Annotated in this window: 10 protein-coding genes; 8 read left to right on the top strand and 2 right to left on the bottom strand. The window is 43.5% G+C overall.

Features of this window, described 5'->3' with window-relative positions; genetic code table 11:
• A partial coding sequence (locus AACS98_RS22775) for a peptidoglycan-binding domain-containing protein (RefSeq protein ID WP_066384654.1) occupies positions 1 to 551 on the bottom strand: 551 nt, incomplete at its 3' end.
• Positions 552 to 984: 433 nt separating this feature from the next.
• On the opposite strand from AACS98_RS22775, the gene AACS98_RS22780 reads away from it, so the two are divergent.
• The 8 genes from AACS98_RS22780 (at position 985) to AACS98_RS22815 (ending at position 11485) form a co-directional block, all read left to right on the top strand.
• Complete coding sequence (locus AACS98_RS22780; protein ID WP_198161179.1) at positions 985 to 2445, top strand: hypothetical protein; 1461 nt, start codon at positions 985 to 987, stop codon at positions 2443 to 2445.
• Positions 2446 to 2680: 235 nt separating this feature from the next.
• Positions 2681 to 3142 carry a ribosome maturation factor RimP gene (gene rimP / locus AACS98_RS22785; protein WP_066384660.1) on the top strand — a complete coding sequence of 154 codons (462 nt, stop codon included), beginning with the start codon at positions 2681 to 2683 and terminating at the stop codon, positions 3140 to 3142.
• 181 nt (positions 3143 to 3323) lie between these two features.
• The gene (nusA, locus tag AACS98_RS22790) at positions 3324 to 4604 is read left to right on the top strand and encodes a transcription termination factor NusA (RefSeq protein WP_197480088.1); all 1281 of its coding nucleotides are present in this window, start codon (positions 3324 to 3326) and stop codon (positions 4602 to 4604) included.
• Between the two features lie 147 nt (positions 4605 to 4751).
• Positions 4752 to 5027 (top strand): YlxR family protein, encoded by a 276-nt coding sequence (locus tag AACS98_RS22795; RefSeq protein ID WP_066384474.1) that lies wholly within the window; start codon positions 4752 to 4754, stop codon positions 5025 to 5027.
• Between the two features lie 466 nt (positions 5028 to 5493).
• Entirely contained in the window at positions 5494 to 8595 is a 3102-nt protein-coding gene (infB, locus tag AACS98_RS22800) for a translation initiation factor IF-2 (protein ID WP_066384476.1), read from the top strand.
• Positions 8596 to 8711: 116 nt separating this feature from the next.
• Positions 8712 to 9323 carry a low-complexity tail membrane protein gene (locus AACS98_RS22805; protein ID WP_066384478.1) on the top strand — a complete coding sequence of 204 codons (612 nt, stop codon included), beginning with the start codon at positions 8712 to 8714 and terminating at the stop codon, positions 9321 to 9323.
• A 6-nt stretch (positions 9324 to 9329) separates the two neighbouring features.
• Entirely contained in the window at positions 9330 to 9509 is a 180-nt protein-coding gene (locus AACS98_RS22810) for a hypothetical protein (protein WP_066384480.1), read from the top strand.
• A 308-nt stretch (positions 9510 to 9817) separates the two neighbouring features.
• Positions 9818 to 11485: a DUF1565 domain-containing protein gene (locus AACS98_RS22815; RefSeq protein ID WP_066384483.1), complete on the top strand. Its 1668-nt coding sequence runs from the start codon at positions 9818 to 9820 to the stop codon at positions 11483 to 11485.
• 373 nt (positions 11486 to 11858) lie between these two features.
• Here AACS98_RS22815 and AACS98_RS22820 read toward each other — a convergent pair whose 3' ends face one another.
• Positions 11859 to 12173 (bottom strand): DUF3493 domain-containing protein, encoded by a 315-nt coding sequence (locus AACS98_RS22820; RefSeq protein ID WP_066384485.1) that lies wholly within the window; start codon positions 12171 to 12173, stop codon positions 11859 to 11861.
• Positions 12174 to 12191 lie beyond the last annotated feature (18 nt).

Consider the following 12191-nt stretch of genomic DNA (forward strand, 5'->3'; position numbering starts at 1 on the left):
GGTGTTGCCGTTGGCTTTGGTGACGGTGTAGAAGTTGGTGTTGCCGTTGGCTTTGGTGACGGCTTAGTAGCTGGCTGATTAATAATTTCCTTCGCTTCTTTGTCTAGCTTTTGACGTAGTGCCAAATTAGCAATACCAGTTTCTTCTAATTGATTCTTTTTCTGATACTCTTTAACTAACTCTTCCGTTCTATGGGTGTAAAATTGGTCACGCGGGAGGGGAGTCTTAGGTTTCAGTACAGCATTTAAATTACCTTGAAGGATCTGCACGATGGTAGCCGCAAAATCTTGGGTTTGTGGCCCTGCTACGCCATCAACTTTTAACTTGTAACCTGTTTGAAATTCACGAATTGCTTTTTTAGTTTCCTCATCAGTGAGGGGTGCGTTTGTCACTTTGACGTTATAGCCCAAACCCCGCAACACAGCCCGGAATTCCTCCGGTGTATAGTTACGTTGACGAGCTGCAAACGTTGTATGAGAAATCATTACACTAGCAGTAACTACACAAGCTGCACCTATAATCATGCTTGATTTTCCGAACCCACACCACATATTTAACACTCCTGCGGATTAAATAAACTGCATTATAAAGGGTAACGGACACAACTTATAATTCTTGAGACTGATATCTTGCACCATTCTCAATTATCGTAGGGTGGACAATCCCAACAACTTAACAATCCGACTGTTAGCCCATTTTCAACATTGCCCATCGTCCTTTAATTGCGGTAAGGTAGGGGCGGGTTTAAAAATATCATCAATATATGAATGATCAGCGCGGTGAATCCACTCCTACGGATGCTAGATGTAAATCAAGCTTTTTTTAAATAATTAATGATGTTCGATTTACCAAATTCATACTAATAAACATTTTGAACCCTATCTTAAATGGTAATTTAATAAAATTAATTATTAAATAAAATTATAAAAGAAAAATTTTTCATTAAAATTTCTAATTTAACAGGTGTAACAATTAAAACTAAATATGGTGAATCTAAAAACAACAAAAAAGCGAAACTTATACTTTGAAAGACTGATGGCAACAATTGCCACAGTCAATCTGTGCTTAGTTGTCTTTGATTTAACTTACGTACCCTGGCGAGATTTCTATTTACGCAGAATTCCGCAAATTACTCAGATTTATGACCCGGTTAAAGGTATTGAACCTCACAGAGAAACCAAAAATTACTTAGAAGCAGTCAATGCACTAGAAGAACAAGTTAGTCAGACAGGTTTAACATCGCCACAAGTCAAAACTCAGTTAGAAGAACTGAGACGGCTGAGTGTTGAGATGATTGATAGTAATCCCTTTGCAGCCGTTGGTAAAAGTGGAACTTTAGAAAAAATTAAAAACCGGATGCGCGATCGCATCGGTAAAGAATCCGCCAAACAATCCTTCGCCACCTTTTGGAGTCAGCCTTATTTATCTCAGCAAGGCTGGCTACAAGAAATGATTTTTTTTAATCAACAAGTCAGACCTTTAATAGCTACCAACTACTACCGTCAAATTGGTGATACTGGTGAATTTATTGATTTATTTTGGTTAATCGATTTACCCTTTATCCTGTTATTTAGTGTAGAGTTATTGACCCGTGTCATTTATATCAAACGTACACATCCTAATTTTAGTTGGTTAAACTCTATATTGTGGCGTTGGTATGATTTATTTTTACTGATCCCCTTTTGGCGATGGTTACGGATTATACCTGTAACTATTCGTTTAGACCAAGCAAAGTTATGTAATTTACAACCAATAAACAAGCAATTGCATACAATAGTTGTAGGTAATTTTGCGGAAGAAATCACAGAAATTGTAGTAATTAGAGTAATTAACCAAATTCAGATTTCGATTCAACGGGGTGAATTAACGCGGTGGTTATTGCAAAAAGAAAATCTCCGCCCCTACATAGATATTAATAATGTGAATGAATTAGAAGCGATCGCCGGGCTGTTGGTACAAACCATCGTCTATCAAGTCCTGCCCAAAATTCAACCAGAACTCGTTGCTATTTTACACCACAACATTGAAACCGTATTCCATCAAGTCCCCCTGTCTCGTAACTTGCAAGTATTACCAGGAGTAGCCAAAGTTCAAACTCAACTGAGCCAACAACTAGCAACTCAACTCACAACTAATCTCTACAATGCGTTAGTTAACGCTGTAGAAGACCCCGTTGGAGCCAAACTTACTACTCAACTGGTAGAAAGATTTAGCCAAGCTTTAGGTACAGAAATACAGCAACAGCAAGTAATTAACCAAATCCAAAGCTTACTCGTTGATTTCTTAGAAGAAGTCAAGCTCAACTACGTACAACGTTTATCCCAAGAAGACATCGACCAAATTCTCGAACAAACCCAAAAACTCAAAACCCAAACATCCATCCAGCCAGTAGTTGAACAACGGACTAATCTGCCAGAGATTCGTTACCAGCATCGTCAAAGGTAAAGCAACTGGGATCAGGAAGCGGAGGAAGCGGAGGAGAGAAACTAATGACCAATGACCAATGACTAATGACTAATGACTAATGACCAATGACCAGTGACTAATAACTATTGACGCTGAAAAAATGCGCTACACTCAAATTAGCGGCGAACCATCATTGGTTCGTCACAAGACTTCTTGGAAGATATCCCTATCGCAGGAAGTGGGTTGATGCCCACTTTTTTTATTGATTTTAGACATGGTTCATCCTCTAATCCCACAAATTACAGAGTTGGCAATACCAGTAGCAGAACAACTGGGCTTGGAAGTTGTTGGCATTGTTTTTCACACCAACCAACGTCCACCAGTATTGCGGGTAGATATCCGCAATCCCCAGCAGGATACCGGGTTAGATGATTGTGAGCGCATGAGCCGTGCTTTAGAAACATCCTTAGATGCTGCGGAGATCATTCCAGATGCTTATGTCTTGGAAGTGTCTAGTCCTGGTATTTCGAGGCAACTTGTAACCGACAGGGAATTTATTTCCTTTAAAGGATTTCCTGTCATTGTCTCCACTTCCCCACCCCACGAAGGACAACAAGAGTGGAATGGTCAATTAATTCGCCGGGATGAGACAAAAGTTTACATCAATCAGAAAGGTCGTGTCATCGAAATTCCTCGCTCCCTCATTACCAGGGTGCAGTTAGATGAGCGTCGATAAACGACCAGCGAGGAACTAGAGGCTAGGAACTAGAAGCTAGGGACTAGAAATTAGGGACTAGAGTCCAACTTTTCTCTAATCCCTAGTATCTAATGCCTAGTTTTTAATATTTACTTAATTTTCCATCCCCAAAACCCAAGTTACCCAACTTTTAAGCCCTAATTTATAAAGGAGATTGCTTATGTCAATGGTGAGTTTACCAGGATTAAAAGATTTAATTGAAAATATTAGTCGGGAGCGTAATTTACCTCGATTAGCCGTACAATCAGCCATTAGAGAAGCATTGCTCAAAGGTTATGAACGTTATCGTCGCGCTCAAAACTTAGAACGCCGACAGTTCGATGAAGATTACTTTGATAACTTTGAAGTCGAACTCGATATTGATGGAGAAGGTTTTCGTGTTCTTTCCACAAAAACTATTGTGGAACAAGTGAATAATTCCGACCATCAAATATCTTTAGATGAAGTACAACAAGTAGCTCCTGAAGCCCAACTTGGCGACTCTGTAGTTTTAGACGTTACCCCAGATCAAGGGGAGTTTGGGCGCATGGCGGCAATGCAAACCAAGCAGGTGCTAGCGCAAAAACTCCGGGATCAGCAACGCCAGATGGTACAAGAAGAGTTCCAAGACTTAGAAGGGACTGTACTACAAGCAAGAGTTTTAAGATTTGAACGCCAGTCAGTAATTTTGGCAGTCAGCAGTGGCTTTGGTCAACCAGAAGTAGAAGCAGAACTACCAAAGCGGGAACAACTTCCCAACGATAACTATCGTGCCAATGCTACATTCAAGGTATATCTCAAAAAAGTTTCTCAAGGACAACAACGGGGGCCACAACTTCTAGTATCTCGTGCCGATGCTGGTTTAGTAGTGTACTTATTTGCCAACGAAGTACCAGAGATAGAAGACGAAGTAGTTAGAATTGTTGCCGTAGCACGGGAAGCCAATCCTCCCTCCCGATATGTAGGGCCACGTACTAAAATAGCAGTAGACACCCTAGATCGAGATGTAGACCCAGTAGGTGCTTGTATCGGTGCTAGGGGATCACGAATTCAGGTAGTAGTAAACGAATTACGCGGTGAAAAAATAGACGTAATTCGATGGTCTCCAGACCCAGCAACATATATTGCCAATGCTTTAAGTCCAGCCAGAGTAGACGAAGTGCGGCTGATGGATCCGGAAACCCGACAAACTCACGTATTAGTAGCAGAAGATCAATTGAGTTTAGCTATTGGGAAAGAAGGGCAAAATGTCAGATTAGCAGCCCGCTTAACAGGTTGGAAAATAGACATTAAAGACAAAGCTAAATATGATCATGCAGCCGAAGATGCCAAATTTGCTGCTGCCCGCGCCCAATATACACCAGAGACAGATGACATAGAACTAGAGGAGCTAGAGGATGAAGAAAATCAAACAGAACAGTTAGAAAATGAAGTTTTAGATACCAACTATCACGAAGAGTAATTTATGAGCCTGATTAAGTTCTGGTAGGATGGACATCAGTATCAGTCTTCACGATGACTGAAAATCAGGCAGCGTTGTATGAATAGAGATTGGCTTAACCAACTTTATGATTACCAGCAACATTTCTGTTAAATACTCAGAAAACCGATGAAACCCAACTATCGGCGTTGTGTTAGTTGCCGCAAAGTAGGCTTAAAAAAAGACTTTTGGCGGATTGTCCGAGTATTTCCTTCTGGAGAGGTACAATTGAATCAGGGCATGGGGCGTTCAGCTTACATTTGCCCAAAAGATAGCTGCTTACAAGCTGCTCAGAAAAAAAATAGATTAGGGCGATCGCTACGTGCAACGGTACCAGAAACACTGTACCAGACATTGTGGCAACATCTAGCCCAAAACAATCCCCAAAATCAAAATTTAGGTTGAAAAGCATTCTTGGCGGTAATCCGCAGAGCAATTGTGGTAAAAGCCGCCATATTCACGCGATTACACACCCTCTGCATTTATTGAGGTTAGTGCCAAAATAGTAAATGGGTGTAGTTAGCAAAAGGCTCTCCCAAAATTAACAGGAGCAAAGCAGTACTCCCAACAAATTTAACTAGATGTGTTGTGGAAGACTCAGAATCAGCCAAACAACAAACCACAAAATGGCAACCTGGTAGCGCTCAGGCGCAGAGCGGCATCACCAGCAACTATAAAAAATCTTTATGGTTGCCTGTAAACCACAGTTCTCTATGGAGATGCCAGCATTAAACCGAAACATCTCTCTTTCCTGATTGGAGGCACCGGCAAAATTACCAAGGGCAACCTAAAAACAGTAACCGAAGGATGGAGATGTCGCACTTCCAGGCAACCATCCGCAAAAAAACTGTAAATTCAAGGGGAAGAGTGGATGAACAACGGCAAAGTCAGAATCTACGAATTATCAAAGGAATTGAATTTGGATAACAAAGAGCTATTAGCAATTTGCGACCAGCTCAACATTGCGGTCAAAAGCCATAGCAGTACAATTTCAGAAACAGAGGCAGAAAGTATCCGGGCGGAGGCTGAAAAACTGGCAGCTACAAATGGAACGCCCAAAAAAGAATTAGGTACAATTAGTCATAAACCAAATTCAGCACAGAGTGGCTCGCGCAACCGACCTGCGCCACCTCAAAAACAGCAACAAATTTTGGAAATTCGCAAACCCAAAATATTGAAAAATCATACCTCTAACGCCTCAGATGCCTCAGCTGCGTCTGAAGTCAATCCTCCCTCACCTCCAAAGCCCGCTACACCAGTCTCACCCATGAAGCCGACGGCACCAACTCGACCTGTACCACGGAATCAATCGGAGAGTCCTCAACAACCTGCTGCCACCAATCCAGAGCCAGCACCTAAGCCACAGGCATCTGAAAAGACAGCAGCACAGAAGCCTGAAAAAGTAGCTCCTGCTAAACCAAAACTGGAAAAACCCCAAAAACCGCAATTGGCAGCTCCGCCAGCAAGACCAGTGGCAGAAAAGGCAGAGGTACCTCAACAACTGAGTACCGCAGAAAAACCCATCCTCAAACGAGAACGCCAACGGCGCAGCGAGGAAGAACGGGAACAACCCAAACCAAGAGCCTCTAGACCTACACAAACAGAGGCATCACAAGGTACTGGACAAAAACAGGGTCGTCCCCATCCTGGCCCTACAAAACCAGAACATCGTGGTCAGAGACCAGGCGCGCCTGCCGCAGATGGTCAACGTCCCACTAGACCAGCGCGTCCGCCTGAAGTAGCAGCAGCCATACCAGTGGCAACGCCGCCAAAACCAATGGCAGAGGTATCGAAGAGAGGAGAAGCTTCTGATACTGTTGTTACGCCTGACTTACTGGATTTGAAACGTCCAACGCCACCTCGTCCACCTAAAGGGGGCAAGAAATGGCAGGAAGAAGAAATCATTGACGAAATTAAAGAAAAATCTAAAACCGTTAAGGGTAAGCGCGTCAAGCCCATATTGGAAGATGATTTTGAAGATGATGAATTCCTAGAGGACGGCAGACTGGAAATACCAGCAGCAGTTCAAGTCAGCCTCTCCATCGCTCGTCCTCCCAAACCGAAAGCAGCCCGACCAGCACAGCCAGCTAGTGCAAACGTGGCTACTATTACGCCAGCCAGCAAAAAGAAAAAGTTTGGCCCTGCTGCCCGTGAGCAAAATCGTCGTCAACAAGAAGTCGAGGAGAAACGGGAGCGTCCCACCAAATTGGTCGTTACCGGGCCGATGACAGTGCAGGAAATCGCTGATGGCTTAGTCGTAGCTGATACAGAGATTGTGAAAATCCTGTTCATGAAAGGCATGGCGGTGAGCATCACTCAAAATCTGGACATCCCGACCATTACTTTAGTAGCCAAAGAGCTAGAAGTAGAAGTCGAAACCGCCGAACCGGAAGCAGAAGCCCGCAAAGTCACGGAAATGCTGGATGTAGACGACCTGGAAAATCTGCAACGTCGTCCACCGGTAGTGACTATTATGGGTCACGTAGACCACGGGAAAACCACATTACTCGACTCGATTCGCAAAACGAAAGTCGCAGCCGGCGAAGCGGGTGGGATTACCCAGCATATCGGTGCTTACCACGTTGATATCGAACACGAAGGCAAAAAACAGCAGATTGTCTTCCTAGATACCCCTGGTCACGAAGCCTTTACTGCCATGCGAGCTAGGGGGGCGAGAGTAACAGACATAGCGATTTTAGTAGTAGCTGCGGATGACGGTGTACGTCCCCAAACCATCGAAGCTATTAGCCATGCACAAGCGGCAGAAGTGCCGATTGTGGTCGCTATTAACAAAATTGACAAAGAAGGCGCACAACCAGACCGTGTGAAACAAGAACTCACCCAGTATGGTCTGACCCCAGAAGAATGGGGCGGTGAGACAATTATGGTACCAGTCAGTGCCATCAAAGGTGAAAACCTCGATACACTCCTAGAGATGATTCTCTTGGTGGCAGAAGTAGAAGAACTCTCTGCTAACCCGGAACGTCTGGCTAAAGGAACTGTAATTGAGGCGCATTTGGATAAAGCTAAGGGCGCAGTTGCTACCTTGTTAATTCAAAACGGTACTCTGCACGTAGGAGATATCCTAGTGGCAGGTTCAGCCTTTGGTAAAGTCCGAGCTATGGTTGACGATCGCGGCCACCGCGTTGATGTAGCTTCTCCTTCCTTCGCCGTTGAGGTACTGGGTTTAAGTGATGTACCAGCCGCCGGTGATGAATTCGAGGTGTTCGACAACGAAAAAGAAGCCAGAGCGATCGCCTCAGACCGTGCAGACAAACAACGCTTATCTCGTCTGTTACAAGGACGCGTTACCCTCACCACCCTATCGGCACAAGCTCAAGAAGGCGAGTTGAAAGAACTCAACCTGATCCTGAAAGCCGACGTACAGGGTTCTGTGGAAGCGATTGTGGGATCACTCAAACAAATACCCCAAAACGAAGTCCAAATTCGCATGCTCTTGGCTACAGCCGGGGAAATTACCCAAACAGACATCGACCTAGCCGCAGCCAGTGGTGCAGTCATTATTGGCTTTAACACCACCTACGCCAGTGGAGCTAGACAAGCTGCTGACGAAGCCGGTGTAGATGTACGGGAATACAACATCATCTACAAACTTTTGGAAGATATCGAAGGCGCAGTCGAAGGTCTGTTAGAACCAGAGTTAGTAGAAGAACCTCTGGGTCAAACCGAAGTCCGTGCCGTCTTCCCAGTTGGTCGCGGTGCTGTCGCTGGTTGCTACGTTCAATCTGGTAAACTGGTTCGTAACTGCAAAGTACGGATACGTCGTGGCGGTAAAGTGATCTACGAAGGTGTACTGGATTCCCTCAAGCGGATGAAGGAAGACGTGCGTGAAGTTAACGCTGGTTACGAATGCGGTGTCGGCCTTGATAAGTTCCATGATTGGGCTGAAGGTGACATCATTGATGCGTACCAGATGGTAACTAAACGCCGTACCCTGGCGTTAGCAAGATAGTGCTGAGTAACGAGTGTTGAGTAATGAGTCCAGATAGATGAGTATAGAGTTATGAGCATTACCTCAGATTCCTATACTCAACTGGAAACCAAAACTCAGCACTCAAAATTTTAATTATGCGCTCATTTCGCTCTGAACCTATTTTGTGGATTCATGTCGCTGGATTGGCGACATTGCCTATTTTTCTGCTCCTGTGCTTATTGTTTCTGTCCGTCGGCAAACCGCTTTTGCCTGTATGGGTAGAAATTTTGCTGGTAGCCACAATTGGTGTAATCCCGCTTTTGTGGATGCAACTACGCCGGCCTTTTTACATATTTGCCATTTTGGGAGTAGCACTCAAGCCAGAACATCTGACTGAGCAGCAAAGAAAAATTCTCTGTTTAATTAATACAAAATTAAATCGTGTGCTGGCACTGCTAGCAGCCATTCTATCAATTGGTATATTGTGGCAACTTTATCAAGCAACTCCATTGGTGGCTAATTTAGCAAGTTTTTTACCCCAATGGCGGATTCTGGCATTACTGATGGCTGGATTAACTTTTTTGGCAAGTAATTTGTTTCTGCAAATTCCATTAAGTGTAGCACGAGTTTTGGTGACGAATGACACAGAATTTGCAGCCATAGAACCGTTACCTTTAGAAAAGATTAACCAGGATTTCACAATTTTAGGGGTGCGGGTGAATAAAATCTTGCCCCAGTTGACTGTGGAAGTTGAAACTGAGGAATAAATAACTATGGTGAAAATTACAGCTTCTCGTAATCCTGAAATTTGGCAAAATCTGCAACACGCGATCGCAGCTAGTTCAGGTTTTCAACGTTGGCAGCTAGAAAGCTATACCCAACTACAAGAACTACGCCTAGAACAACAGGTACAGCGTTACTTGCGGGAAACTTTAGAAACTTTAGCTTATTAAACATCCCATAAATTTTGAGTCCGGCTGGCAAGCAGCTAAGTTGACGGGAAGCATTCTCTGTACCTTCTCCGTCAACTTCAACATCTGGATCAGTTATTTCTCCTATTGTTGAGCGGATAGCTTGACTGTTCCAATTTGTCAAAGAGAACTTGTCGTGGAAATCGCAAAAAATTATGTAATTTCTTGCGAAACTTAGCTGTTTATGTGTTAGTCATTCAGTATAGTTTGGCATGGGTTTTGTAGCCAGATACTTTCTACATCAACCATACTATACCTAACCAACATTCAGCTAAACACTACAGATAAAAATGAGACATCAGGGCTTTAATATTTTTTCAGCAAAGCATATTCTTTCCATTGTATCCGTACCAACTGGAATCACCGCTTTACTATTTGTGATTGCTGGTTTTATGCTCACACCCAGTCAGGTAAATGCTGGTACTGCAAACCAAAAAGCGATCGCTCCCACTGTCACAGCCCAAGTTCCCACAACTGCACCAGTCATTTACGTCAACCCAGAGACGGGAACAGATACAACTGGTGCCGGTGCTACCGCCGCCACACCTTACAAAACAATTACCTTTGCTCTCAATCAAGCTCAACCCGGCACAGTCATTCAACTAGCACCGGGAACTTATAATCGTGACACTGGCGAAAAATTTCCCCTCATCCTCAAGCCAGGGGTAACACTGCAAGGTGATCAATCCACTCAAGGCCAAGGAATATTAATTATAGGTGGTGGATTTTATACCAGTCGCACCTTTGCCAGACAAGACATTACCATTTTGGCTAACGATAATACTGCGATCGCAGGTTTAACCGTCACCAACCCCAATCAGCGCGGTACTGCTGTCTGGGTAGAATCCAGTAATCCCACCATCAGAAACAACACCTTTACTAACAGTGTCAGAGATGGGGTTTTTGTTACAGGTACAGGAAATCCCAAAATTGAAAACAATATTTTTGTGAAAAACACGGGTAATGGCCTTTCTATAACCAAATCTGCCCAAGGCGAAATTCGCAACAACTTATTTCAAGACACAGGTTTTGGTTTAGCAATTGGGGGTAATTCTACACCTTTAGTCATAGAAAACCAGATTGTGCAGAACCAAGATGGGCTGTTCATCTCAGAATCAGCCCAGCCCATCCTGCGTCAGAATATCATTCAAAACAACAAGCGAGATGGCATTGTTGCCACTATTAATGCTCAACCCGATTTAGGGACTAATGAAAATCCCGGTGGTAATTTGATTCGCAGTAATACCCGTTATGACGTAAACAACGCCACCAGAAGCAATCGGATTCTGGCTATCGGTAATGATATCGACCAGAAAAAGATTTTTGGTCAAGTTGATTTTGTCGCCGCCACCGTTGAACAACCAGTTTCAGGCACAGGATTTACAGATGTAGCCGCAAATTACTGGGCTAAAAACTATATTGAAGCCTTGGCTGCACAAAATATTATTGCTGGATTTCCTGATGGTTCCTTTAAACCTAATGATCCTGTAACCCGCGCCCAATTCGCCACCATTATCACCAAAGCCCTGACACCACCAGCTAAACGCGCCCCCATTGATTTCAGAGATGTCAGCCGCAATTTCTGGGCTTACCCTGCCATTCAAGCTGCATATAGCAGTCAATTTGTTTCTGGTTATCCTGATGGCACCTTCAAACCACAACAAGAAATTCCCAGAGTTCAAGCTTTAGTTGCCCTCGCCAACGGACTAGGCTTAACTGCCGATAATCAAAATATTATTTCTATTTATGCTGATGCGGCTCAGATACCCAATTATGCAGTAGGGCCAGTTGCCGCCGCTACTTCCAAGCAACTGGTGATTAACTATCCTAACATTAACCAACTTAATCCCAATCGCCCCGCAACTAGGGCAGAAGTTGCAGCCTTTGTATACCAAGCATTAGTCAATGCTGGACGCGCTCAACCACTGCCCTCATCCTATATCGTCAGAGTTCCATAAATTCCCGGTTGCAAAAATAGCCTGCGCCAGACCAAGATTTTACTTGTCTGGCGCAGGCTATTTTTCGGTTTTTATTATGCCTAGGGTCTTTAAATATATGTGACCCCATTGATATTGCGGCTTTATATTCAGGGTCTTTATATTGGCTGACCCCGTTTGAACAATTACCAGTGTCTCAGAAATTTTCACATTTCCTGATTTCCTAATATTTTCTTTATGTTTTCTCTCTTTATATTTCGGAATGTATCAAAATATAAAGTAATTTAAGAAACATAAAGTTTTGCAACAACTATGTTGGTTAGTTGACGAGACAAACAAGCATTTATACTTAAGTAATTTATTGTGAGATTTTTTGCATCGGATACAAGCCACATTATTTATCGGGTTCGTAATTTTGAATTTTGGATTTTGAATTTTCAATTCCCCCTAGGGGTTGACGCTGTTCCCAACGCCAGAGAAAAATCATCAGTGCTACAATTCCTACTTGCAGAGCAAAGTTAGGTAAAGCGTGTTCAACATCTCTGCCCGCCAGCAGTTGAAAAAAGAAGACGAACACACCAATGAAACCAGAAGCACCCACACCGAGATAGATAAATTTTCGCAAGCCACGGTAAGGAGCTACCATTTCAGCTTTCAGGCGATTATATTGTTCAGGGTTAAGGCGGTTTTGAGGATTTGGTTCTACCATAGGGGAATTATGCTATAA

The sequence above is a fragment of the Anabaena sp. CA = ATCC 33047 genome (genome assembly GCF_963870205.1).
GTDB lineage: Bacteria > Cyanobacteriota > Cyanobacteriia > Cyanobacteriales > Nostocaceae > Trichormus.